Consider the following 23,168-nt stretch of genomic DNA (forward strand, 5'->3'; position numbering starts at 1 on the left):
ACACCTATCGGTTGTCCTGATTTTTAAAGAGCATGTCGCCGTAGCAACGAGAGGGGCGCATTATACAGACCGCTTACTTCCGGTCAAGCTTTTTGTCAGCATTATTTTACCAACAAACCCGCACCACTCCTCGCTTACATGCGAGGCGCGCATTTTACAGACCTTTTCGTTTCGGTCAAGAGAAATTAACTTCGCTTTCTCTTTGCTGCTTGCCTCGCCGTTGAAGCGAGCCGCGCATTTTACAGACCTTTTCGCTTCGGTCAAGAGGAAAATTTAACTTCTTTTTCCTCGCTGCTGCTGCCTCGCTGCTAAAGCGAGCCGCGCATTTTACAGACCGGTTTAATCCGGTCAAGAGGGAAACGAAAATTTGTTTTCCTCTACTGCCTGACTCACTCTTGAAGCGAGGGGCGCATTCTACAGGCCGCAAAATTCCGGTCAAGAGCAAACGGGAAATTCTTTTTAATACGACCAGTTTGCTCTCCTCCTATATATATAGTGTGACGCGCGCAAACTTCCGTTTACCAACTTGAGCAACGACTACGCCTTCACTCAACTTCAACCCCTTATCGCTGACCTTCTCGCCATCCAGCCTGACGCCGCCTTGCTCTATAGCGCGAAAGGCTTCAGAGGTGCTTGCCACCAATCCGGCTTGCTTCAAGAGTTGCGCAATACCTATTGAGCCCCCTTCCAGCGCCAGCGACATCTCGGGCACATCCTCGGGAATGCCGCCCTTGGAACGCAGATTGAAGTCATTAAGTGCCTCTCCGGCGGCCGCCTGCGAATGAAAACGCGCAACAATCTCCTGCGCAAAGCGCACTTTGATATCGCGCGGATTGGCTCCAGCCTCGACATCCTGTTTCCAACGCGCGATGGTTTCCAGCGACTCGAACGATAACAAGTTGATGTAGCGCCACATGAGTTCATCAGAAATCGACATGATCTTGCTAAAGATGGTATTGGCGGGCTCAGCCACACCTATATAGTTGCCGAGAGACTTCGACATCTTGTTCACGCCATCCAGCCCTTCGAGCAAGGGCATGGTCAATACACATTGCTGGGGCTGCCCGGCCTGCTTCTGCAACTCGCGCCCCATGAGCAGATTGAACTTCTGATCCGTGCCGCCGAGTTCGATATCAGCCTTGAGCGCGACCGAATCGTATCCCTGCAATAAAGGATAGAGGAATTCGTGAATGGCGATCGGCTGGTTTGATTTATATCGCTTGGAAAAGTCATCCCGCTCCAGCATGCGCGCCACCGTCTGACTGGCAGCGAGCTTGAGCATGCCGGCGGCTCCCAGGTCATTCAGCCATTTGGAGTTGAACACGACCTCGGTCTGCTCCGGTTTCAGTATCTTGAACACCTGCTCGGAATAAGACTTGGCATTCTCCTGAACTTGCGCCTCCGTCAAGGGCGGACGTGTTGCGCTTTTGCCGGTTGGATCGCCTATCATGCCGGTGAAGTCGCCGATCAGAAACAAAACCTGATGTCCCAACTCTTGCAGCTGCCGCAACTTATTAAGCAGTACCGTGTGGCCCAGATGCAGATCCGGTGCCGTGGGGTCGAAGCCAGCCTTGACCCGAAGCGGCCGGCCGGACTTCAGCTTTTCAATGAGTTCCTGTTCTATCAGCAACTCATCACAGCCGCGTTTGATTATCGCTAATGCATCATTCATGGAGGAACTACCTTCACCGTTAAATGTATTTCTGTTAGCATGCTCGCTGTCCCCAGCTATGACTTCCCGAGGAGCGCCCGTGCAACAGGGTAAAGGCCGCATTTTATCGCAAATCAAAGCATCCCAAGAGCGAAAGCTGCGTCTGCGCTGGTTGCTGGTTCTCTCTTCCATTCCCCTCTTTGGCGTAATCACTGCTTTTGGTATCGCGCCGCAGACCGCAGTGCAGGATGTTCCCGTTGAACTCGTCGTTGAAGAGCTCACCCTGCCATCGGACTCCATCGTTGAAGCGCTGGCGCTCGATGAGCAATCGCTCTGGCAAGCGGACGAAGTACGCAAGGACGATACGCTGGGCACCGTTCTGGATCGCTTGAACATTCGGAATACCGAAGCCGTGAACTTCCTGCGTCAATCGCCCGATGCCAGCACGCTGGCTTCGAAATTGCGCCCCGGCCGCTCCATACTTGCCAAGACCACCGCGGACGGCAAGCTGCTTGAGTTGCAGTACCAATACGACTGGGATGCGGCCTTGCAGGTCAAGCTGGACAACGATGGCTATGTTGCCAAGCAAATTCAGCTGGCTCAGGAAAGTCGTACCGAACTGAAATCGGCCGTCATTCAAAGCTCCTTATTTGCAGCCACTGACGCCGCCGGCATTCCCGATGCCGTTGCTATGCAACTCGTCCAGATTTTCTCTTCGGATATCGACTTCCATCTCGACCTGCGAGAAGGCGACCGTTTTACAGTGATTTACGAAGCCGGCTATAGCAAGGGCGAAATGACTACCCCCGGCAAGGTACTAGCAGCGGAGTTCGTCAATCAGGGCAAGACCTATAGCGCCTTGCTTTATCGCGACAGCAATGGTCGTTCCGACTATTTAACGCCCGATGGCAAGGCTTTGCACAAGGCTTTCCTCCGTTCTCCACTCGAATTTTCTCGCATCAGCTCCGGATTTACGCTGGCTCGCTTCCACCCCGTGCTTAAACGTTGGCGTGCCCATAAAGGCGTGGATTATGCCGCGCCCATCGGTACTCGGATCAAGGCTACAGCCGACGGTACAGTCATCGTTGCCGGCAAGCAGGGCGGCTATGGCAATGTCGTCATGTTGCAGCATGCAGGCGGCGTTACTACCGTATACGGTCACCTTTCCCGATTTGCGGCCGGGCTGCGCAAAGGGCAACGTGTTTCGCAAGATGACGTCATCGGGTATGTGGGCATGAGCGGCCTGGCTTCCGGTCCGCACCTGCATTACGAATTCCGGGTGAATGGGCAACATCGCGATCCGCTCAAGGTTGCCTTGCCCAATACGACTGCCCTGACCAACATTAATCAGGACGCATTCAGGACGCAGGCACAGCCTTTGTTGGCTCAACTCGCACTTTTACGGAATACGCAAACCGCATCGCTCGAATAGTCATGAGCGTTGACGTATGAGCATCATTCTCGACAAGGACGCAGTCACCAATCTCCTTAAAGGCTTTCATATTCCTCCGCGACCAGATGTCTTGTGCCGATTCCAGGAGGAACGAAGCAAGCCCATTCCCAACCTGCAGGCCATTGCCGGAATTGTTAGCTCCGACCCCGGGCTTTCTGCGGGCGTGATCAAAACCATCAATTCGCCGTATTTTGGCATGAGGCGCAAAATCGCCTCCATCCAGGAAGCGATCACTATTCTCGGGCTCGTCAATCTTGACAACATTCTGACCAGCATTGCCCTCGTCGCCTCCATCGGCAACACAGTTTCGATGGATAGATTCTGGGACACCGCCACCGACGTGGCGTTGATCTCGCGCGACCTATCGCGCCATATCACGGGCATCTCGGAAAACGATGCCTTTACCATCGGCATGTTCCATGACTGCGGCATCGCGCTCATGATGCAACGAATTCCTGATTACAAGGCCTTTCTCAAACAAGCGAATACAGATCTCACACATGCGCTGACGCAGCTTGAGCAAGAGCGCTACCAGACCGACCATACAACAGTTGGCTTCCTGGTAGCGAATTCATGGAGCCTCCCCGAACACATCTGCCAGGTTATCCAGCTGCATCATGACCATCGCATTTTTTCCGCCATTCCGCGGCCGCCTGAAAATGTGCTGACACACCTCGCAGTCCTGAAAATCGCTTCCCATCTAAGCCATGTCAACCGGCAACTCGACGATGGCAACGACTGGATGTTCATGCGTCAGGCGGTACTGGAATACCTTGGCATCAGTACTGCAGAGTTCGGCGAGATCGTAAGCGATGTGCGTGAGAACTCCTACACGACGCCTGCCTTGTGGCTACATAAGTTCGTCTGACGATATCATGAGCAGCGCGGACTCCTATTTCATCGGACTGATGTCCGGCACCAGCATGGACGGCGTTGACGCTGCACTTGCAAACTTCGAAGATGCTTCCTGCCAAATCATTGAGCGTGCCTTTGTCTCTTTTCCAGACGATCTGAAGCAGGCGCTATTGCAATTGAATGCATCAGGTGCGAATGAAATTGAACGTAGCCATCTGGCCGGCAATCACCTGGCGCGCCTGTATTCCAGCTGCATTACCGAACTGCTCGCTCAATCCGGAATCTCGACAAGCTCAATCAGCGCGATTGGCTGCCACGGTCAAACCATACGTCATCGTCCGGACATGGGATTCACCGTTCAGATCGGCAACGCTGCCCTGCTCGCGGAGTTGACCGGGATCACTGTCATCGCCGATTTCCGCAGCCGGGATATCGCTGCAGGCGGCCAGGGCGCGCCGCTGGTACCGGCCTTTCATCAAGCGGTTTTCGGTACTGCATTGGCGCATCGCGTGGTTGTCAATATCGGAGGGATCAGCAATCTCTCGAACTTGCCGCCGACAGGAACAGCCTGCGGTTTCGACTGCGGCCCCGGAAATTTACTGATGGATGGCTGGATGCTGCGTCATATTGGGCAGCCATACGACAAAGACGGCGCCTGGGCTGCAAGCGGCAAGATACTTCCGGATCTGTTGAGCGCGCTATTGGCCCATCGCTTCTTCAAAGCCGCCCCGCCCAAAAGTACCGGTCGGGACGATTTTCATATGCCCTGGCTGGAGCGCCATGTTTCATCTCATCATGCCCCAGTCGATGTTCAATCAACATTGCTCGAACTGACGGCAATGTCGATTGCCGATGCCATCGCGGAACATTGCGCCGAGGCAACCGAGGTCTATCTTTGCGGAGGCGGCGCTTATAACGGCACCCTGGTGCGCCGTCTGGCGCAATTGTTGCAACCGCGAAAACTGACACTCACGGACGAGCTCGGCATTCCTGCGAATATCGTTGAAGCAGCGGCCTTTGCCTGGCTCGCGCGGCAAACTCTGCTTGGATTGCCTGGCAACCTTCCTGCCGCTACCGGGGCAAGTGGCCCCCGAATACTTGGAGCCATTTACCCGGCATAACAAGCGCTTGCCTCACCCGGCCTCTGGCCTTTAGTATTGACCCTTTCTGTGCAACACAACGATGCGATTCCTATGAAGCCGACCAAAGCCACCTTTACCCTCGACAATAGCACCGATCCTATCGATCTTCCGGTGCTGACCGGAAGCCTCGGTCCCAATGTTGTCGATATCCGCAACCTGGCCGGGCATGGGTACTTCACATACGACCCCGGATTTCTCTCGACGGCAAGCTGCAGTTCGAACATTACCTACATCGATGGCGAGCAAGGTCTTCTTTATCACCGCGGCTATCCCATTGAGCAACTCGCCGAGCACTGCGACTTCCCCGAGGTTGCTTACCTGCTGATCAACGGCGAATTGCCGAACGCGGAACAGAAGAAAAATTTCGCGGACACTCTCACCAATCACACCATGCTGCACGACCAGATGAACAACGTGTTTCGCGGATTCCGCCGCGACGCGCATCCGATGGCCGTCATGGTATCGGTCGTGGGCGCAATGGCGGCCTTTTATCCGGAACATGCGGATGTGTCCGACCCGCGTTTGCGCGAGATTGCAGCATACCGCCTGCTTGCCAAGATGCCGACCGTCACCGCCTGGAGCTACAAGTACAACATCGGCCAGCCGTTCGCCTATCCGCAGAACCGTTTGAACTATGCCGAGAACTTCATGCACATGATGTTCGCCATCCCGTGCGAGCAGTACTCGCCCAACCCCATACTCGCGCGCGCGCTGGATCGCATCCTCATCCTGCACGCCGACCATGAACAGAATGCCTCGACTTCGACGGTGCGCGTGGTCGGCTCGAGCGGTGCCAATCCATTTGCCTGCATTTCGGCCGGCATTGCGTCGCTGTGGGGCCCACTGCATGGCGGCGCCAACGAGGCCACATTGCGGATGCTGGAAGAAATCGGCGATATTTCCCGCATCGGCGAATACATCAAGCGCGCCAAGGACAAGACCGACTCCTTCCGCCTGATGGGCTTCGGGCATCGTGTCTACAAGAATATGGACCCGCGCGCAGCCATCATGCGCCAGACTTGCCACCAGGTACTCGACGAACTCGGCTTGCACGACGACCCGATGTTCAAACTGGCGCTCAAGCTGGAGCAGATTGCATTGGAAGACGAATATTTCGTCAGCAAGCGTCTGTATCCGAACGTCGACTTCTATTCCGGCATCGTCATGCGGGCGATGGGAATACCGAACTCGATGTTTACTGCCATTTTTGCACTGGCGCGCACGGCAGGCTGGATTGCGCAATGGAACGAGATGATCTCAAGTCCGGAGCATCGCATCGCACGGCCACGACAGCTTTATACCGGCCAGGCGCGGCGCGACTTCATTCCCGTCGGGCAACGCTAAAAACAAAAAAGGAGGCATTGCCTCCTTTTTTGTTGATGCCTGAATTGATAATCAGGCAGAGAACGAGGATCCGCAACCGCAGGTCGTTGTTGCATTCGGGTTACGAATGACGAACTGGGAACCTTGCAAGCTATCCTGATAGTCGATTTCAGCTCCCAGCAGATATTGCAGGCTCATCGGATCGATCAGCAGCGTTACGCCGTCGCGATCCACGGTGGTGTCATCTTCGTTGACGGTATCTTCAAAAGTGAAGCCGTACTGGAAGCCGGAACAACCGCCGCCGGTGACGAATACGCGCAGCTTCAGATCAGGCGTACCTTCCTCGTCTATCAATTCCTTCACTTTCTTGGCCGCGTTGTCGGTAAAAACAAGCGGGCTCGGGATTTCATTCACTGCGTTCATTTCTGACTCCTTCATATTCTGACTGGCAATTATCCGCCCGCCCACCCGTCCGGTCAATCCTGACTGGATGTAAGCTCTTGATTTACCACGTCGGAATCATTGATATAAACCAACTTCCCCTCAACTACGGCACCGGTATGTATTTCCAGGGTTTTGTAGTACACATCTCCGGTGACCCTGGATTTGTTTTGAAGTTCAACATAACTGCTGGCTTTAACCGGTCCGACTACCGTACCGTTGATCACCACATGCGAGGATTCGATGGCTCCCTCGATATGGCCATGTTCGCTGAGAACAAGCGTACAAGCCTTCCCCGCGATTTCACGGACATCGCCGCGGATCGCTCCGTCGACCCGTAGCCCGCCGCTGAAATGGATATCTCCCTTGAGCGATGTTTCCGCGCCAATCAGCGTTTCGATGCGTGAGCTGGGTTTCTGCTGGTTTTTCCGAAACATCCTTGATCCCATTCAATCCGACAAACTAAAGGTCTGGCTCAACCTGGGTCGCGTATCGCCAGCCTCCACAAATTCCACAAGCAGACTCCTGGCCTGCAGCGACTCCGGAATACTGAACACGCCATCCACTCGCCGGTATTTTTTAAAGTTCACCATCATACCTACTTGCTCGCCATCAAGGACGATATCGCGACTGACGTTTTTCCCGTCCTGCAGGCCTTGTACGGTCAAATGCAGACTGCCGCGTATCGGCTTGCCTTCCGGCCCCGTTTGCGCCAGGTTGATTTCATAGCGATATTCCAGCGGATTCATCGTGCGAGTGATTTTCACACCCTGAATTTTGGGGCTCCCCGCAGTGCTGCGTTCGGTGAGGATGCCCTTGTAAAAAGCCACATCCTCCTTCAGCCGCATGATTTCGTCCTGCAACAGCGCCATTTCCTTTATGGCGTTGCTGCGTGTCGCGCGCTCCACTTGCAATTGACGTTCCGACATCGCAAGCTGCGCCATGTAGGCATCGCTTTCCGGCGAGTCGGGCGAATGCGGGATCATGAATTGCCAATACGAGAAACCATAGCCCAGCCCCAGCAAGAGCACGACCGCCACGACTTTCACGTACCAGGGATGCTGCGGGCGGACGGAGACGCGCCGATCAACCGGCCCGCGACGCCTCAAGCGATGCAGGGTGCGCTTCATGGCAGAAGCGGAACTTGCTCCAGTGCGGTCGACTCGTCAAAGCCGAACATGATGTTCATATTCTGGACAGCCTGGCCTGCAGCGCCTTTGACCAGATTGTCTATCACCGAGAGCACGACGACCGTGTCGCCGTCGCCAGGGCGATGCACCGCGATACGGCACAGGTTGGAGCCGCGTACTGAGCGGGTTTCGGGGTGCGCTCCCGCTGGGAGTACGTCGACAAAACGCTCGTTGCGATATTGGCTTTCGTATAACGACTGCAGATCGACTTCCTTGGTCAGCCGCGCATACAGCGTTGCATGAATACCGCGAATCAAGGGAGTCAGGTGCGGCACGAATGTCATCCCGACTTTTTTATCGCACATGCCGGTCAGCCCTTGGCTGATTTCCGGCAAATGCCTGTGCCCAGCCACGCCATATGCCTTGAAATTATCGCCGGCCTCGGCAAACAGAAAAGGTATTTCCGCCTTGCGCCCGGCTCCGCTTACGCCAGATTTCGCATCGGCGATCAAATGAGACTCGTCCACAACGCCTGCTTGCAGTAGCGGCAAAAAGCCAAGCTGCACAGCTGTCGGATAACAGCCGGGATTCGCCACCAACCGAGCGGACGCTATCTTTTCGCGATTCAACTCGGGCAAGCCGTATACTGCTTCGGCGATCAGGTCGGGACAGGCGTGAGTCATGCCATACCATTTCTCCCACTCCGAAATGTCTTGAATCCGGAAATCCGCAGCAAGATCGATCACGCGTACGCCGGCATCAAGCAATGCGCGCGTCTGCTGCATGGCGATGCCATTCGGCGTAGCAAAAAACACCACGTCGCAGCTTGCCAGATCGGCTTGGGCCGGATCGGTAAAAGGCAGATTTACATAGCCGCGCAAACTTGGAAACATGTCACTTACACGCTGTCCGGCCTCGCCGCGCGATGTGATGTACGCGATTTCGACACCGGGATGAAGTACCAGCAAGCGTAGCAACTCGACCCCGGTATATCCGGTGCCACCTACGATACCAACCTTGATCTTGTTCTGTTGCATGATCAGCTTTTAATCGAAATTATTGAAGAAGAAGCGAACCATATTAATCAGCCACTCTGGAAAAGACAATCAAAAGCAGCATTGATTAGCTGCAGGCCGCATAAAAACAAAAAGCCGCATAAAGCGGCTTTTTGCAATACACATGAAACGCTTAGCGCTTGGAGAACTGCTTGGCGCGGCGAGCCTTGCGCAGGCCGACCTTCTTACGTTCAACTTCGCGAGCATCGCGGGTCACGAAACCGGCATTGGACAGCGCGCTCTTCAGTGCCGCATCGTAGTCGATCAGTGCGCGGGTGATACCGTGACGCACTGCACCGGCCTGGCCGGACTCACCGCCGCCGACAACATTGACCATGATGTCGAAGCTTTCGGTGTTGTTGGTCAGTTCCAGCGGCTGGCGCAGAATCATGCGCGAGGTCACGCGGGAGAAGTATTCGTCAGCAGGCTTGTCGTTGATCACGATGTTGCCCTTGCCGGACTTCAGGAATACACGTGCCACGGAGCTTTTGCGGCGGCCGGTACCGTAGTTGTATTTACCGATCATGCTAGATCCTTAGATTTCCAGAGGTTGTGGTTGCTGCGCCACGTGATCGTGCTTGGGACCGGCATACACTTTGAGCTTGCGGAACATCGCATAGCCCAGCGGACCCTTCGGCAGCATGCCCTTGACAGCCTTTTCCAGGGCACGGCCCGGGAAGCGCTGTTGCATCTTGGTGAAATTGGTGGTGGAAATACCGCCCGGATAGCCACTGTGACGATGGTACAGCTTGTCGTCAGCCTTGTTACCGGTAATCTTGAGCTTGTCGGCATTAACCACGACGATATAATCGCCGGTGTCCACGTGCGGGGTAAAAATGGTCTTGTGCTTGCCACGCAGGCGATGCGCAATTGCGCTTGCCAGACGGCCGAGCACTACGTCCGTGGCGTCTACCACGAACCAATCGCGCTTTACTTCATGCGATTTAGCAGAAAAGGTCTTCATCGGAGCAACCGTATTTCGCTGAAAAATGAAAGGGGTGGATTCTATGTCAAGCGTGAGTGCACTGTCAAACGAAATCTGAATGAACTGGCTTATCTCCAACTTCATGGCCGCTTTCCTGCTGCCGCCACTGAACCTGCTGATGTTGCTCGCGCTCGGCACAGGCCTGTTGCACAGCCGTTTCGCCACCTATGGGCGACGGTTGGTCTGGCTGGCTATCGCGTTGCTTTACCTGCTTGGTACTCCACTGGTCGGGCATATGCTGCTTGCAACATTGCAGAAGCCATACAGCAATCCTGCTCATGCCGATGCCCAAGCCATTGTGGTATTAGGCGGCGGAGTGTATCACGATGCGCCCGAGTATGGCGGAGATACCGTACGCAGTTACTCGCTGGAGCGCCTGCGTTATGCCGCCCGACTACAACACGCTACCGGCCTTCCGCTCCTTGCCAGCGGCGGCAATCCTGAAGGCGGTGAAGCCGAAAGCCTGGCAATGTGGAGTACCCTGCGCAAGGATTTCGGAGTCGATACGCGCTGGGTCGAGATCACCTCTCAGAATACCGGCGAAAGCGCCAGGAATAGCTACGCGCTTCTGCAACCGTCGGGCATCACCCGCATATTGCTGGTCACGCATGCCTGGCACATGCCGCGGGCGCGTGCCGCGTTCGAGAAGGCAGGATTTACCGTGCTTCCGGCACCAACGGTCTATGTCACCGCGCGCAAGCTGACACTGCTGGATTTTCTGCCTTCGGCCAGGGGCTTGATGCAGTCGCACATCGCCTTGCGCGAATGGTCAGGCATGGTCTGGTACAAGCTGAATGGATCAGGCTAGCCGATAGCTGGCGAACAACCCGGCGAAGATAACGGCGCCGAGCCAGTTGTTGTGCAGAAACGCCTTGAAGCAGGCTCCACGCTCGCGCGCTCTAATCAGGGTGTAATGATACAGAGCGATCACACTCGCCATGGCGAGGCCGACATAGTATGGCCAGTGCAGCCGTACCTCCATGCCCACCCAGGCCAGAATACCGAGCATGACTACGTAGCAAGCCATTACGGCTGCAATATCGTAGCGTCCGAAGAACAGCGCTGAGGAGCGAATTCCGATCTTGATGTCATCGTCGCGATCCACCATCGCATACTCGGTGTCATAAGCCACCGCCCAGAAAATATTGGCTGCCAGCAGCGCCCAGGCCAACGGCGGTATTGTGCCATTGTGTGCGGCGAAAGCCATGGGGATGCCAAAACCGAACGCAACACCGAGATAGGCCTGTGGAATGGAAATGAAACGCTTGGTATATGGATACGTCATCGCCAGGAATAGCGCGCATACCGATAACAATACAGTGAGCTTATTGAGCAGAAGGACCAGCCCGAACGCCAGCAGACTTAACACTCCCGCCAACACCAGCGCCTCGCGCGGGCTCACCTCGCCGGTCGCCAATGGGCGCGATCTGGTTCGTTCGACATGCGCATCGAACTTGCGGTCGGCGTAGTCGTTCATCACGCAGCCGGCAGAGCGCATCAGCACCGTGCCCAGCATGAAAATCCAGACAATCAGCCAATCCGGATGTCCGTTGCTTGAAATCCAGAGTGCCCAGAGTGTCGGCCACAGCAGCAGGAGTATGCCGATGGGTTTGTCCAGCCGCATCAATCGTTCGTAGGCATCCAGTCGCGCCATCACATTCTTCATTATTCGAGTACCCCCGGCAAAAAGACTTCGGTCACCAGAATGGGCGCATTATGCAGCATGAACACCGAGCGGCGCGCCCACAGGCATGCAGGACGTTCTGTCAGATGCTCGACGGCACGCGCATAGAGCGCATGGCGCGGCAATATTTTCCGGAAAGCCAAGGGCGTACGTACCACTTCAGGATGGGCGAAGAGCGCGGCGCCAAGAGGTTTGGCCCCCAACCGGCCAAGGTTGTGCCAGGCACCGCGCAAGCTGTTGCGCGGCAATACGCTGTGGGCAAACACAACCTGGACGCCGTCGCAGCAGAGGCTTACCTCCCGCAACAATGCCCTTTCGTGCGGGCGCATGCGCAAGAGCATCGCCTCGTCCGGCAACGGCCTTGCCCAGCGCTGGCGCACCCGCTCCACCGAGAATGCGGCGCAATGTTTACGCAAACGCTGTGTCAGCGATCCGTTATCGACCAGCCAGTGCCGGTAGGCGCCGCTTGCCGGCGGCTTGGGCAGCCAGGCAGCGCGGAAAGGAAATGGGCTAGAACGGATTTTCATCGCGGCCGATTATGCCACACCGCTTTTTGCGCCTAAACCTTGACGTATTCTTCGGCACGGCGCAACCAGCGCTTGAGATGGACTTCCGCGGCTGGCGGATCATCGCGCAGCAGGCGTTCGGCGATGTTTCTGGCCAGGTCCAGCAGATCGGCATCGCGCTCCAGATCGGCAATTTTGAGCAAGGGCACACCGCTCTGGCGAATGCCGAGAAACTCGCCGGGACCGCGCAACGCGAGGTCGGCGCGCGCAATTTCGAAACCGTCGGTGTTTTCGTAGATGATCTTGAGGCGCGCACGGGCGGTTTGCGACAGCGGTGCCGCATATAAAAGAATACACACGCTCTGCGCCGAACCGCGCCCCACGCGGCCTCGCAGTTGATGCAGTTGCGAAAGTCCCATGCGCTCGGCGTGCTCGATCACCATCAGGCTCGCGTTGGGTACGTCCACGCCGACTTCGATCACGGTTGTCGCTACCAGCAGCTGGATTTCATTTGCGCCAAAGGCCTGCATCACCGCCTGCTTCTCGGCAGGCTTCATGCGGCCGTGCACCAGGCCGATGCCGATCCCCGGCAAGGCAGCGGTCAATTGCTCGAAGGTTTCCAGCGCGGTTTTCAATTGCAGCGCTTCGGATTCTTCAATCAGCGGGCACACCCAATAAGCCTGCCGACCCTGAAGGCAGGCGTCGCGCACGCGGCCCAGCACCTCCTCGCGCCGTTCCTCCGACACGACCTTTGTCGCGATGGGCGTGCGGCCGGGCGGCAATTCGTCGATCACCGAGACATCCAGGTCGGCGTAATAACTCATCGCCAGCGTGCGCGGAATGGGTGTCGCGCTCATCATCAATTGATGCGGCTGCGTACCCTTCTGCCGCAGCGCAAGGCGCTGATGCACACCGAAACGATGCTGCTCGTCGACCACCGCCAGTCCCAACCTGGCAAACTGCACCTGCTCCTGAAACAGCGCATGCGTGCCGACGGCCAGCTGCGCTTCTCCGCTGGCGACTTTCGCCAACACTTCGCTACGCGCGGTTCTGGCTTGGGTGCCGGAAAGCCAGGCGATGGAAACACCTAGCGGCGACAGCCAATCGAGCATCTTGCGATAGTGCTGTTCGGCAAGGATTTCTGTCGGCGCCATAATCGCCGCCTGCCAGCCGTTTTCTATGGCCTGCACGGCCGCCAGGGCAGACACGATAGTCTTGCCGCTGCCGACATCGCCCTGCAGCAGACGCTGCATCGGATGAGGCTGGGCGAGATCGGAACTAATCTCCGCCCAGACTTTTTGCTGTGCGCCGGTGAGGGCAAACGGAAGGCGCTCGAGCAATGCCGAGGTCAAGCGATGCTGTGCTTGCAGGCGCGGGGCGCCTTGCGTCCGACGCCGCGCATGATGCCGTCGCATCGAAAGCTGTTGCGCCAGCAATTCGTCGAACGCGAGACGACGCCAGGCGGCGTGCGCATGCTCCTGCAATGCGTCGAGACGGGCATCGGGCGGCGGCCGATGCAGGAATTTCAGGCTTTCGGCAAAACCGGGCAGATGGAGTTCTTCGAGTATGCCTGCAGGCAGGGTTTCGCTGATATCGGCATTGTGCAATGCCCAATCCACCAGCTTGCGCAAACTGGGCTGCGTCAGCCCGGCAGTGGTTGGATATACCGGTGTCAGCGCCTCGCTGAGCGGGACATTCTCGCGCACCGGGCGGCACTGCGGATGCACCATCTCCATGCCGAAAAAACCGGGGCGCGGTTCACCGAATGCCCGGATATGTGCGCCCGGCTTGAGCGCCGCAACCTGGCTAGGATAGAAATGAAGAAACCGCAGATGCAGCAGTCCGCCGTCCACATCCTGCAACTGGCAAATCAGGGCCTTGCGCGGACGATATTGCGTTTCCGCATGGATAATCTCACCCTCGACCTGAGCCGCCTCGCCGGGGCGCAAATCACGGATCGGCGTAATGCGGGTTTCGTCGACGTAGCGGAGCGGCAGGTGTAACAAAAGATCATCCGGCTCAAAGATGCCGAGCTTGCCCAGCCTGCCCAGCAGCGCCTTGTTGACGCCCTTGATCGCGCCTAGACCGGTCAAGCGCCCTGTCCTGCCGCTGGAATCAGTTGCCCAGCACCATGACGGCATCGGCTTCCACCAGCGCGCCACGCGGCAGCGAGGCGACGCCGACGGCGGCACGTGCCGGGTACGGCTCCGTGAAGTATTCCGCCATGATGCTGTTCACCAGCGCGAAATGCCCGAGATCGGTGAGAAAGATATTGAGCTTGACGATGTCCGCCAATGAACCGCCAGCGGCTTGCGCCACGGCGGAAAGATTACCGAACACGCGGCGCACTTGCGCCTCTATGCCTTCGACCAATTGCATGCTGACCGGGTCGAGACCGATCTGGCCCGACATATAGACGGTGTCGCCGACCTTGACCGCCTGGGAGTAGGTGCCGATTGCCTTGGGCGCGCCTTCAGTGCTGATGATTTGTCTTGCCATTGCTATTTTCCTTGCTTATTGATGTTTATGATCGGCAGCCGCGCCCTTGACGCGGTTGATGCGAACCACCTCGGGAATCTTGCGCAGACTGCGCATCAAGCGTGCCAGGTGTTCGCGGTCTTCCACCTGCACGGTGAAATTCATGTTGGTATAGGCGCTGTCATCGCTTTCTTCCATGCCAACGTTGTCGATGTTGGAACCGGCGGCGGCGATGCCGGCAGCGATCTTGGCCAGCACGCCCGGCTGGTTGGCCGCGGCCAGTTTGAGGTTGACCTTGAACAGGCGCTTGGTGTCGGGATCCCACTCCACGTCCAGCCACTTGTCCGGATCCATGCGGAACTTGCGGATCGCGTGGCAATCATGGGTATGCACCACCAGTCCCTTGCCCTTGTTGATGAAGCCGAGGATCGGGTCGCCCGGGATGGGCCGGCAACACTGCGCGAACTGCACCGCCATGCCTTCCGAGCCGCGTATCGTGATGCTGCCAAGATGTGTGCTCGCGCGGTCGCCCGCCGATTCCGCCATCGCCAGCAATTGGCGCGCCACCATCACATTGAGGCGCTTTCCGAGACCGATATCGGTCAGGATTTCCTGCTTGTCCTGCACACCGTAATCGCGCACCAGCTTTTTCCAGCGCTCTTCGCTGATCTCCGCCGGATCGGCATGCAGCGCGCGCAGCGCCTGATTGAGCATGCGTTCGCCCAGCACGGCCGATTCCGAAGACTTCATGGTCTTCAGGAAATGCCGGATATGCGCGCGCGCCTTGCCGGTGGCGACATAATTCAGCCAGGCCGGATTGGGCTTAGCATGTGCGGCGGTGATGATTTCGACGTGGTCGCCGTTATGCAGTTCGGTACGCAGCGGCGCCAGCTCATGATTGATCTTGACCGCAACGCAGCGGTTACCGACGTCGGTATGCACGGCATAGGCGAAGTCCACGGCGGTCGCACCGCTCGGCAATGCCATGATCTGCCCCTTGGGCGTGAACACATAAACCTCGTCCGGAAACAGGTCGACCTTGAAGTGCTCCAGGAATTCGACCGAATCGGTGCTCTCGGACTGGATTTCCAGCAGGCGCTGCAGCCATTGGTGTGTCTGTTTCTGCAACGCGGAAAGATCCGCGCCGGTATTCTTGTAAAGCCAGTGCGCGGCAACGCCCGCCTCGGCGATGTTGTGCATCTCGCGGCTGCGGATCTGGACTTCGATGGGCGTGCCGAACGGGCCAAACAGCGTCGTATGTAGCGACTGGTAGCCGTTGGCCTTGGGAATCGCGATGTAGTCCTTGAACTTGCCCGGAATCGGCTTGTACAGCGCGTGCAGCGCGCCCAGCGTCAGGTAGCAGGTAGGCGTGTCCTGCACCAGGATGCGGAAGCCGTAGATGTCGAAAATTTCCGAAAACGTCCCGGTCTTCTCCACCATTTTCTTGTAGATGCTGTACAGGTGCTTTTCGCGCCCTTTGACCTCGGCCGTGATGTGCGCGTCAGCGAGACGCTGCTTGATCGCATCCAGAATCTTGCCGACCACCTCTTTGCGATTGCCGCGCACCGCCTTGATCGATTTGGCCAGTACCGCGCTGCGCATCGGATAAAGATGCTTGAAGCTGAGGTCTTCCAGTTCCTGGTAGATCGCATTGAGACCGAGACGGTTGGCGATGGGCGCGTAGATCTCCAGCGTTTCGCGGCCGATGCGGCGGCGCTTCTCCGGTGCCATGCTGTCCAGCGTGCGCATGTTGTGCAGACGGTCGGCGAGCTTTACCAGAATCACCCGCACATCCTGCGACATCGCCAACAGCATCTTGCGGAAGTTTTCCGCCTGCGCGTGGGTAGCGGTCTGGAATTCGATCTTGTCCAGCTTGGAAACGCCGTCCACCAGTTCGGCGACCGGCTGGCCGAACTGCTCGGCCAGTTGCTGCTTGCTGACCTCGGTGTCTTCCATCACGTCATGCAGCAGCGCCGCCATGATACTGGGCGGGTCGAGATGCAGCTCGGCCAGGATGCCGGCCACGGTGACGGGATGGGAAATATAGGGTTCGCCGCTCTTGCGGAACTGCCCTTCATGGGCAGCAGCGCTGAAGCGGTAAGCCGTCATCACTTGCGCGATGTCTTCCGGCTTGAGGTATACATTAAGCAGCTGGTAGAGCTGCGAATCTTCGCTGTCGGCTGGCAGCAAAGGAGGGGTGGGTGGCGGTTTTACTGCGTGGATTCGACCACCCATTGCATCAAGCGATCCTTACGCCTGCCCGCGGTTGAGGATTTCCAGGCCAACCTTGCCGGCAGCGATTTCACGCAGCGCGACGACGGTCGGCTTGTCTTTGCCGGCATGGGCGACCAGCGGCTCGGATCCGTTTGCCACCTGGCGAGCGCGATACGCGGCAGCCAGGGTCAGATGAAAGCGGTTCGGAATTTTTTCCAGACAGTCGTCTACGGTAATACGTGCCATGATGAATCCTTGTAATGCGTGCTCAAACGATGAAATTCCGGAGCAATTCCTGATGCTGGCGCAACTGTTTTTCGCCGCGCAAACGCTGTGCGCGAATGATCGCCAGCAGGTCATGAATTGCCGTCTCGAAACGGTCATTGATTATAACATAGTCGAATTCGCCGACATGGCTGATCTCGTCTCGCGCCGCAGCCAAGCGTCGCGCGATGACCTCGGCGGAATCCTGGGCACGGTTATGCAGCCGGCGCGCCAATTCTTCGAGCGAAGGCGGCAGCACGAAAATGCCGACCGCGCTGGGATACAGACTGCGCACTTGCGCCGCGCCCTGCCAGTCGATCTCCAGCACCAGGTCGCGGCCTTCGGCGAGCACCGACTCCACCAGCGTTTGCGAGGTACCGTAGCGCGCGCCATGCACCTCGGCGCTCTCCAGGAAATCGCCCTCTTCCAGCATTTGCAGGAAGCGTTCCTCGCTGACGAAGTGATAATCCTCGCCGTCCTCTTCGCCGGGGCGCATGGCCCGCGTGGTGTAGGAAATCGAAAGACTGACCAGTTTGTCCATCTCCAGCAGGGAGCGGACCAGACTGGTCTTGCCGGCGCCGGAGGGCGCGGTCACGATAAAAAGGCTGCCTGTCATCTTCATGATTTTATTCCAGATTCTGTATTTGCTCGCGCATCTGCTCGATCAGCACCTTGAGCTCCATCGAAACCTGCGAAGTCTCGGTGGACACCGATTTCGAGCCTAGTGTATTCGCTTCGCGGTTGAGTTCCTGCATCAGGAAATCCAGTCGCTTGCCGACGGCGCCACCTGCGCCGAGGATGCGCCGCACTTCCTGCAGGTGCGTGGTCAGTCGGCCGAGCTCTTCGTCGACGTCGATCTTCTGGGCAAACAAGGCCAATTCCTGCCGGATGCGTTCGTCATCGATCGTTTGCATTGCCTCGCGTAGCCGTTGCGCGAGCCTCTCCTGATAGGCCTGCATCAACGCGGGCAACAGGGGGCGAACCTTGGCGACCTGCGTTTCCATTGCCGTTACGCGCTCCAATATCAGCGCTTTCAGTTTTTCACCTTCACGCGCCCGCGAGTCGGCAAGATCCTGCAGGCATTGCTGCAATGTCGCGATCAGGTCCGCCGACAGCGCTTCGCCGGAAACCTGCTCGGTGGCCAATACGCCCGGCCAGCGCAGGATATCCGCCACGCTCAACGGCCGGCTTTGCGGAAAACGTTGCTGCACGACAGCGGTCAACGATGCCAGCTGATCGAGCATGCCGGTATTGACCTCCCCATTGGCAGCGGCATCCGCCGGCGCAACCAGAGTCACCCTGCATTCGACCTTTCCCCGGCCCAGACGCGCGCCTATGGCTTCGCGCATGGCGGGCTCGAAGCTGCGCAAGGTTTCATCCATGCGCATATGGACTTCGAGATAACGATGGTTGACTGCACGCAAATCGAGCAGCAGGGTACCGGCCGCGGTTTTACGCTCCAGCGCGGCGAAGCCGGTCATGCTATAAATCATTGAGTATGTCCTGACAATTTTTACCCAATCTTATCAAATCCGCGCGGGTTCATGACAAAATAGGTTTTGTCTTCCTTGACCACGCGAGCATGCAGGAACAACAAAACCGTCCCTTGCCGTCCGGCTATCAGTTGCTGGATTATCGGATCGACCGGGTACTGAGCGGCGGCGGCTTCAGCTTCGTCTATCTCGCACGCGACAAGCGCGGCAACAGGGTCGCGATCAAGGAATACCTGCCCACCTTGCTGGCGACTCGCCTGGATGACGAAAACGTAGGCCCCAGCTCCCCCGAAAACGTCGCCGGCTTCCGGCATGGCCTCAAATGCTTTTTCGAGGAAGGACGCGCGCTCGCAAAGATCGAGCATGAAAATGTCGTGCGCGTGGTCAATTTCTTCCGCGCCAACAATACCGTGTACATGGTGATGCAATACGAGCGCGGCAAATCGCTGCAGGACTATATTCGCGGCCATGCGGAACCGGCAAAGGAGCTGTTCGTGCGCCGCCTCTTCAATGAGTTGCTGACCGGACTGCGCGAAGTGCACACGCACAAGCTGCTGCATCTGGATATCAAGCCCGCCAATATTCATATCCGGCTTAACGGCTCGCCCGTTCTGCTGGATTTCGGCTCGGTGCGGCAAACCCTGACCGAAGTCAAACCGCAACTTTCGCCCAGTTACACGCCGGGATTCGCACCGCCGGAACAATACTTCGATCGCAAGCTGCTGGGACCATGGAGCGATATCTACAGCGTGGGCGCCTCGATGTATGCCTGCCTCGTGCGCGCCGCGCCGCTTGCCGCCGATCTGCGCAGCAAAAAGGACACGCTGGCCCCCGCACTGGAAACCGGCCTGGACATCTATTCGCCGCGCCTCCTGGAAATCATCGACTGGTGCATGCAGCTCGACCCGCTGAAACGCCCGCAAAGCGTGTTTGCCTTGCAGAAAGCCCTGCGCGAACATCTCCTGGAAGATTCGAAAAAGCCTTCGCTCCTCGACTCACTGCGCAAAAAACTTTCCGAAATAGGCTCGGCATGAAGTTCACCATCTATCAGGACAGCCGCCAGGGCCCGCGTCAGTACAACCAGGACAGGGTGGCCTACTCCTACAGCAAGGATGCGCTGCTGACGGTGCTGGCCGACGGCATGGGCGGGCATCGCAACGGGGAAGTGGCGGCGCAATTCGCGATAGAAGTGCTGACCGAATCCTTCCAGCGCATGGCCCGGCCGAAGCTGAGCAATCCTTTCAAATTCCTGGATGACCATATCCGCCAGGTGCATGACGCCATCGATCGCCATGCGCTGCTAAGCGACATGCCGGAACCCCCGCGCACCACTATCGTTACCGCGCTCGTGCAGCATGACGCGCTTTATTGTGCCCACGCCGGAGATTCGCGCCTGTACCATTTTCGGGGCGGTGAATTGCTGTTTCGTACCGAAGATCATTCCAAGGTGCAGATGCTGTATCGCAAGGGCATGATCGGCAAGGACGAAATGCTGACGCATCCAGAGCGCAACAAGATCTACAATTGCGTCGGCGGTGCCGAGCAGCCGCAGATCGAGATGTCGCCTAAGCGCGATGTGCAGGACGGCGACATCGTCCTGCTCTGTACCGACGGACTATGGACGCTGCTGGCAGATGAGGAAATTGCCGCCACGCTCCAGAACGGCCCCATCACCGATACCGTTCCCGCACTGTTCGATCTTGCCGAATCGCGTGCCGACCAGAGCGGCGACAATATGAGTGCCATCGCATTTTCGTGGGGGAATCACGCCTATAGCGGGTTTTCGGTATCGACCGCGATGATGCCGCTGGATCTCAATACCACGATACGCGACTTCACTTCCCGCCGCGCGGGTGCGAATCCCGACCTCGCCACCGATAGCGCTCAGGACGACGAGATCGAGCGCGCCATCGCCGAAATTCACGCCGCGCTGGAGAAAATCCCCAGATAGCCGCCAGCGCGGCGCTTATAATTCCGTTTCGAATTCAAAGGACAGGAAAGCCAACATGCGTCCAAGCAAACGCGCCCCGGGAGAACTGCGGCACATCGAGATCGTACGCCGCTACACCAAACACGCCGAAGGCTCGGTACTGGTGAAATTCGGCGATACGCACGTCATCTGCACCGCCAGCATCGACGAAAAAGTGCCGCCTTTCCTCAAAGGCAAAGGCCAGGGTTGGGTCACCGCCGAATACGGCATGCTGCCCCGCTCCACCGGCAGCCGCATGCAGCGCGAAGCGGCGCATGGCAAACAATCCGGACGCACGCAGGAAATCCAGCGCCTGATCGGACGCAGCCTGCGCTCCATTATCGACCTCGACAAGCTGGGCGAACGCACGATCCAGATCGACTGCGACGTGATCCAGGCCGATGGCGGCACACGCACCGCCGGCATTACCGGCGGCTTCGTCGCGCTGCACGACGCGGTGAATTTTCTGCTGGAAAAGAAACTGATTGCCGAATCGCCGCTCAAGGATTTTGTCGCCGCCATTTCGGTCGGCGTATTCGAAGGATCGCCGGTGCTGGATCTGGATTACATCGAAGACTCCGGCTGCGATACCGATATGAACGTGGTCATGACCGGCAGCGGCGGTTTCGTGGAAGTACAAGGTACTGCCGAAGGTGCGCCTTTCAAGCGGGCGGAGATGGACGCGATGCTCGACCTGGCACAAGTCGGCATTGCTGAACTGATTGCGAAGCAGAAAGCAGCGCTCGGAATTTAAGATGCAGAAACTCGTCATCGCCACCGGCAACGCTCACAAGCTGCACGAAATTCGCGTACTGCTCGAACCTTTGGGCATAGCAGTGTTGCCGCAATCCGATTTCAACGTGCCGGAAGCGGCCGAGCCGCATTGCACCTTCATCGAAAATGCACTGGCTAAAGCGCGCCATGCTGCGCGTCTCACCGGCCTGCCGGCATTGGCGGACGACTCCGGCATCTGCGTCGAAGCCCTGGGCGGCGCGCCCGGCGTGATTTCGGCGATTTATGCCGGCGAACCGCGATCCGACGCACGCAATAACATCAAACTGCTGGAAGCGATGCGGGACGTCGCCGACCGCCGCGCACACTATCACTGCGCGCTGGTGCTGCTGCGCCATGCCGACGATCCGCAACCCATCATTGCCGAGGGCCAGTGGCATGGCGTCATTCTCGAAGCGCCGCGCGGCGAAGGCGGCTTCGGTTACGACCCTCTGTTCCTCGATACCGAACTCAACCAGACCGTCGCCGAAATCTCCACCGCAGACAAGAACCGGGTCAGCCATCGCGGCAAGGCCTTGCGGGCGCTGGTGGAAAAATTGCGCAACATTCAGGGCTGATGGCTACGATCCAGCTTCCCGGCACGCTGACCGCGCTGCCGCCGCTTTCGCTCTATATCCATATCCCGTGGTGCGTGCGCAAATGCCCGTATTGCGATTTCAACTCGCATGAGGCGCGCACGGCGATTCCTGAGAAAGACTACGTCGATGCATTGATTCTCGACCTTGAGCAAGCGCTGCCGCTGATCTGGGGCCGCCGCGTGCACAGCATCTTCTTCGGCGGGGGCACGCCCAGCATTTTTTCGCCCGATGCCATCGATAACATTCTGAGCGCGGTGCGCGCCCGGGTACCCTTGGCCTATGAGGCGGAAATCACGCTGGAAGCCAATCCCGGCACGGTCGATGAAGCGCGCTTTACGGGTTTCCGCGATGCCGGGGTGAATCGCCTCTCGCTCGGCATCCAGAGCTTCAACAGCCGCCATCTGGCCGCGCTGGGACGCATCCACGATGAATCGCAGGCACGCAGCGCCGCCGAGATCGCACTGAAAACCTTCGAGCGGGTGAATCTGGACCTGATGTATGCGCTGCCCGACCAGAGCATGGACGAGGCCATGGCGGACCTCCGCATCGCCTGCGATTTGGGGCCGACGCATCTTTCCTGCTACCACCTGACGCTGGAACCCAACACCCCTTTTTACCGCACGCCGCCCTCGTTGCCCGACGACGACACCAGCGCCGCGATGCAGGAGGCGATCGAAAACGTGCTGGCGCAGCATGGATATCAGCATTACGAAACTTCGGCCTTTGCCAAACCCGGCCGGCAATGCCGCCACAATCTCAACTACTGGCTGTTCGGCGACTATCTCGGCATTGGCGCCGGCGCGCACAGCAAACTGTCGTTCCACGACCGCATCATTCGTCAGTCGCGCTACAAGCATCCTGCGAGCTATCTGCAAAAAACGGCTGCGGGAGAACACATCGAGCGCGAGCAGACACTGGAGCCTGCAGATCTCGGCTTCGAATTCATGATGAACGCCTTGCGGCTGACAGACGGCTTCGAAACGGCCTTGTTCCAGGAACGCACCGGCCTGCCTTTGTCTATCGTGGATAAAGCCCTCGCCGAAGCGGAAGGAAAAGGGCTGATTACGCGAGACTTATCGAAAATCGCGCCCACATTGCGTGGGCAGCGCTATCTCAACGAATTGCTTCAACTCTTTCTGGATTAAGCGCTACTCG

Annotated in this window: 26 protein-coding genes; 11 read left to right on the plus strand and 15 right to left on the minus strand. The window is 57.9% G+C overall.

All coding sequences use genetic code 11. The annotated features are described in order from the left end of the window. A partial coding sequence (locus A7976_RS15270; protein ID WP_205633475.1) for a hypothetical protein occupies positions 1-277 on the plus strand: 277 nt, incomplete at its 5' end. A 207-nt stretch (positions 278-484) separates the two neighbouring features. Here the strand turns inward: A7976_RS15270 and tyrS are convergent. Continuing rightward, positions 485-1,672, minus strand: coding sequence for a tyrosine--tRNA ligase (tyrS, locus tag A7976_RS06800; protein ID WP_067109200.1), 1,188 nt, complete (start codon positions 1,670-1,672; stop codon positions 485-487). Positions 1,673-1,751: 79 nt separating this feature from the next. On the opposite strand from tyrS, the gene A7976_RS06805 reads away from it, so the two are divergent. From A7976_RS06805 to gltA, 4 genes are all read left to right on the plus strand, one after another. Then, positions 1,752-3,083 (plus strand): M23 family metallopeptidase, encoded by a 1,332-nt coding sequence (locus A7976_RS06805; protein ID WP_240483822.1) that lies wholly within the window; start codon positions 1,752-1,754, stop codon positions 3,081-3,083. Positions 3,084-3,099: 16 nt separating this feature from the next. Next, a complete protein-coding gene (locus A7976_RS06810) occupies positions 3,100-3,972 on the plus strand; it encodes an HDOD domain-containing protein (RefSeq protein WP_067109206.1) in 873 nt (290 codons plus the stop codon). A 7-nt stretch (positions 3,973-3,979) separates the two neighbouring features. Further along, positions 3,980-5,080, plus strand: coding sequence for an anhydro-N-acetylmuramic acid kinase (locus tag A7976_RS06815; RefSeq protein WP_067109209.1), 1,101 nt, complete (start codon positions 3,980-3,982; stop codon positions 5,078-5,080). Positions 5,081-5,152: 72 nt separating this feature from the next. Further along, entirely contained in the window at positions 5,153-6,445 is a 1,293-nt protein-coding gene (gene gltA, locus A7976_RS06820; protein ID WP_067109212.1) for a citrate synthase, read from the plus strand. A 51-nt stretch (positions 6,446-6,496) separates the two neighbouring features. On the opposite strand, the gene erpA is transcribed toward gltA, so the two are convergent. From erpA to rplM, 6 genes are all read right to left on the minus strand, one after another. Continuing rightward, on the minus strand, positions 6,497-6,847 hold the full coding sequence (gene erpA, locus A7976_RS06825; RefSeq protein ID WP_067109215.1) for an iron-sulfur cluster insertion protein ErpA: 351 nt from the start codon (positions 6,845-6,847) through the stop codon (positions 6,497-6,499). Positions 6,848-6,900: 53 nt separating this feature from the next. After that, positions 6,901-7,302, minus strand: a complete 402-nt coding sequence (locus tag A7976_RS06830; protein WP_067109217.1) for a polymer-forming cytoskeletal protein — start codon at positions 7,300-7,302, stop codon at positions 6,901-6,903. 12 nt (positions 7,303-7,314) lie between these two features. Beyond that, positions 7,315-7,995, minus strand: a complete 681-nt coding sequence (locus A7976_RS06835) for a DUF6776 family protein (protein ID WP_067109220.1) — start codon at positions 7,993-7,995, stop codon at positions 7,315-7,317. Then, positions 7,992-9,032: an N-acetyl-gamma-glutamyl-phosphate reductase gene (argC, locus tag A7976_RS06840; protein ID WP_067109223.1), complete on the minus strand. Its 1,041-nt coding sequence runs from the start codon at positions 9,030-9,032 to the stop codon at positions 7,992-7,994. The genes A7976_RS06835 and argC overlap by 4 nt, the downstream gene beginning before the upstream one ends. 151 nt (positions 9,033-9,183) lie before the next feature. Beyond that, positions 9,184-9,576 (minus strand): 30S ribosomal protein S9, encoded by a 393-nt coding sequence (rpsI, locus tag A7976_RS06845; protein WP_067109227.1) that lies wholly within the window; start codon positions 9,574-9,576, stop codon positions 9,184-9,186. A 9-nt stretch (positions 9,577-9,585) separates the two neighbouring features. Next, positions 9,586-10,014, minus strand: coding sequence for a 50S ribosomal protein L13 (rplM, locus tag A7976_RS06850; RefSeq protein ID WP_067109232.1), 429 nt, complete (start codon positions 10,012-10,014; stop codon positions 9,586-9,588). A 79-nt stretch (positions 10,015-10,093) separates the two neighbouring features. On the opposite strand from rplM, the gene A7976_RS06855 reads away from it, so the two are divergent. Next, entirely contained in the window at positions 10,094-10,843 is a 750-nt protein-coding gene (locus tag A7976_RS06855; RefSeq protein WP_067109234.1) for a YdcF family protein, read from the plus strand. Here the strand turns inward: A7976_RS06855 and ubiA are convergent. The 8 genes from ubiA to A7976_RS06895 are packed head-to-tail and all read right to left on the minus strand — an operon-like array spanning position 10,835 to position 18,674. After that, positions 10,835-11,701: a 4-hydroxybenzoate octaprenyltransferase gene (gene ubiA, locus A7976_RS06860; RefSeq protein ID WP_067109237.1), complete on the minus strand. Its 867-nt coding sequence runs from the start codon at positions 11,699-11,701 to the stop codon at positions 10,835-10,837. The two genes, A7976_RS06855 and ubiA, sit on opposite strands and share 9 nt — an antisense overlap. Next, on the minus strand, positions 11,701-12,246 hold the full coding sequence (locus tag A7976_RS06865; protein ID WP_067109240.1) for a chorismate lyase: 546 nt from the start codon (positions 12,244-12,246) through the stop codon (positions 11,701-11,703). Before A7976_RS06865 ends, ubiA begins: the two co-directional genes overlap by 1 nt. A gap of 32 nt (positions 12,247-12,278) precedes the next feature. Then, positions 12,279-14,318 carry an ATP-dependent DNA helicase RecG gene (gene recG / locus A7976_RS06870; protein ID WP_240483823.1) on the minus strand — a complete coding sequence of 680 codons (2,040 nt, stop codon included), beginning with the start codon at positions 14,316-14,318 and terminating at the stop codon, positions 12,279-12,281. Positions 14,319-14,340: 22 nt separating this feature from the next. Next, positions 14,341-14,724: a RidA family protein gene (locus tag A7976_RS06875; protein WP_067109246.1), complete on the minus strand. Its 384-nt coding sequence runs from the start codon at positions 14,722-14,724 to the stop codon at positions 14,341-14,343. 15 nt (positions 14,725-14,739) lie between these two features. Further along, on the minus strand, positions 14,740-16,938 hold the full coding sequence (locus A7976_RS06880) for a bifunctional (p)ppGpp synthetase/guanosine-3',5'-bis(diphosphate) 3'-pyrophosphohydrolase (protein WP_067109249.1): 2,199 nt from the start codon (positions 16,936-16,938) through the stop codon (positions 14,740-14,742). Between the two features lie 15 nt (positions 16,939-16,953). After that, entirely contained in the window at positions 16,954-17,163 is a 210-nt protein-coding gene (gene rpoZ / locus A7976_RS06885) for a DNA-directed RNA polymerase subunit omega (protein WP_067109251.1), read from the minus strand. 22 nt (positions 17,164-17,185) lie between these two features. Further along, a complete protein-coding gene (gmk, locus tag A7976_RS06890; protein WP_067110190.1) occupies positions 17,186-17,797 on the minus strand; it encodes a guanylate kinase in 612 nt (203 codons plus the stop codon). Positions 17,798-17,807: 10 nt separating this feature from the next. Beyond that, the gene (locus tag A7976_RS06895; protein WP_067109254.1) at positions 17,808-18,674 is read right to left on the minus strand and encodes a YicC/YloC family endoribonuclease; all 867 of its coding nucleotides are present in this window, start codon (positions 18,672-18,674) and stop codon (positions 17,808-17,810) included. An 89-nt stretch (positions 18,675-18,763) separates the two neighbouring features. Between A7976_RS06895 and A7976_RS06900 the strand changes: the two genes are divergently transcribed. The 5 genes from A7976_RS06900 to hemW are packed head-to-tail and all read left to right on the plus strand — an operon-like array spanning position 18,764 to position 23,158. Beyond that, the gene (locus A7976_RS06900) at positions 18,764-19,708 is read left to right on the plus strand and encodes a serine/threonine-protein kinase (RefSeq protein ID WP_067109257.1); all 945 of its coding nucleotides are present in this window, start codon (positions 18,764-18,766) and stop codon (positions 19,706-19,708) included. Further along, a complete protein-coding gene (locus A7976_RS06905; protein WP_067109260.1) occupies positions 19,705-20,625 on the plus strand; it encodes a PP2C family serine/threonine-protein phosphatase in 921 nt (306 codons plus the stop codon). The genes A7976_RS06900 and A7976_RS06905 overlap by 4 nt, the downstream gene beginning before the upstream one ends. Positions 20,626-20,680: 55 nt before the next feature. Beyond that, complete coding sequence (gene rph, locus A7976_RS06910) at positions 20,681-21,397, plus strand: ribonuclease PH (RefSeq protein ID WP_067109265.1); 717 nt, start codon at positions 20,681-20,683, stop codon at positions 21,395-21,397. A gap of 1 nt (position 21,398) precedes the next feature. Continuing rightward, on the plus strand, positions 21,399-21,992 hold the full coding sequence (gene rdgB / locus A7976_RS06915; protein WP_067109268.1) for an RdgB/HAM1 family non-canonical purine NTP pyrophosphatase: 594 nt from the start codon (positions 21,399-21,401) through the stop codon (positions 21,990-21,992). Beyond that, positions 21,992-23,158: a radical SAM family heme chaperone HemW gene (gene hemW / locus A7976_RS06920; protein WP_067109271.1), complete on the plus strand. Its 1,167-nt coding sequence runs from the start codon at positions 21,992-21,994 to the stop codon at positions 23,156-23,158. The genes rdgB and hemW overlap by 1 nt, the downstream gene beginning before the upstream one ends. Positions 23,159-23,168 lie beyond the last annotated feature (10 nt).

This window comes from Methylobacillus sp. MM3 (genome assembly GCF_001645185.1).
Classification (GTDB): domain Bacteria; phylum Pseudomonadota; class Gammaproteobacteria; order Burkholderiales; family Methylophilaceae; genus MM2.

Excerpts from the sequence above, each read along its gene's own strand:
- hemW (WP_067109271.1), top strand. The coding sequence starts at position 21,992 with ATGGCTACGATCCAGCTTCCCGGCACGCTGACCGCGCTGCCGCCGCTT.
- gltA (WP_067109212.1), top strand. The coding sequence starts at position 5,153 with ATGAAGCCGACCAAAGCCACCTTTACCCTCGACAATAGCACCGATCCT.
- erpA (WP_067109215.1), bottom strand. The coding sequence starts at position 6,847 with ATGAACGCAGTGAATGAAATCCCGAGCCCGCTTGTTTTTACCGACAAC.
- rph (WP_067109265.1), top strand. The coding sequence starts at position 20,681 with ATGCGTCCAAGCAAACGCGCCCCGGGAGAACTGCGGCACATCGAGATC.
- ubiA (WP_067109237.1), bottom strand. The coding sequence starts at position 11,701 with ATGAAGAATGTGATGGCGCGACTGGATGCCTACGAACGATTGATGCGG.
- A7976_RS06865 (WP_067109240.1), bottom strand. The coding sequence starts at position 12,246 with ATGAAAATCCGTTCTAGCCCATTTCCTTTCCGCGCTGCCTGGCTGCCC.
- rplM (WP_067109232.1), bottom strand. The coding sequence starts at position 10,014 with ATGAAGACCTTTTCTGCTAAATCGCATGAAGTAAAGCGCGATTGGTTC.
- A7976_RS06835 (WP_067109220.1), bottom strand. The coding sequence starts at position 7,995 with ATGAAGCGCACCCTGCATCGCTTGAGGCGTCGCGGGCCGGTTGATCGG.
- gmk (WP_067110190.1), bottom strand. The coding sequence starts at position 17,797 with ATGACAGGCAGCCTTTTTATCGTGACCGCGCCCTCCGGCGCCGGCAAG.
- A7976_RS06905 (WP_067109260.1), top strand. The coding sequence starts at position 19,705 with ATGAAGTTCACCATCTATCAGGACAGCCGCCAGGGCCCGCGTCAGTAC.
- A7976_RS06895 (WP_067109254.1), bottom strand. The coding sequence starts at position 18,674 with ATGATTTATAGCATGACCGGCTTCGCCGCGCTGGAGCGTAAAACCGCG.
- rpoZ (WP_067109251.1), bottom strand. The coding sequence starts at position 17,163 with ATGGCACGTATTACCGTAGACGACTGTCTGGAAAAAATTCCGAACCGC.
- A7976_RS06855 (WP_067109234.1), top strand. The coding sequence starts at position 10,094 with ATGAACTGGCTTATCTCCAACTTCATGGCCGCTTTCCTGCTGCCGCCA.
- A7976_RS06875 (WP_067109246.1), bottom strand. The coding sequence starts at position 14,724 with ATGGCAAGACAAATCATCAGCACTGAAGGCGCGCCCAAGGCAATCGGC.
- rpsI (WP_067109227.1), bottom strand. The coding sequence starts at position 9,576 with ATGATCGGTAAATACAACTACGGTACCGGCCGCCGCAAAAGCTCCGTG.
- A7976_RS06900 (WP_067109257.1), top strand. The coding sequence starts at position 18,764 with ATGCAGGAACAACAAAACCGTCCCTTGCCGTCCGGCTATCAGTTGCTG.
- argC (WP_067109223.1), bottom strand. The coding sequence starts at position 9,032 with ATGCAACAGAACAAGATCAAGGTTGGTATCGTAGGTGGCACCGGATAT.
- A7976_RS06880 (WP_067109249.1), bottom strand. The coding sequence starts at position 16,938 with ATGGGTGGTCGAATCCACGCAGTAAAACCGCCACCCACCCCTCCTTTG.
- A7976_RS06815 (WP_067109209.1), top strand. The coding sequence starts at position 3,980 with ATGAGCAGCGCGGACTCCTATTTCATCGGACTGATGTCCGGCACCAGC.
- A7976_RS06810 (WP_067109206.1), top strand. The coding sequence starts at position 3,100 with ATGAGCATCATTCTCGACAAGGACGCAGTCACCAATCTCCTTAAAGGC.
- tyrS (WP_067109200.1), bottom strand. The coding sequence starts at position 1,672 with ATGAATGATGCATTAGCGATAATCAAACGCGGCTGTGATGAGTTGCTG.
- A7976_RS06830 (WP_067109217.1), bottom strand. The coding sequence starts at position 7,302 with ATGTTTCGGAAAAACCAGCAGAAACCCAGCTCACGCATCGAAACGCTG.
- rdgB (WP_067109268.1), top strand. The coding sequence starts at position 21,399 with ATGCAGAAACTCGTCATCGCCACCGGCAACGCTCACAAGCTGCACGAA.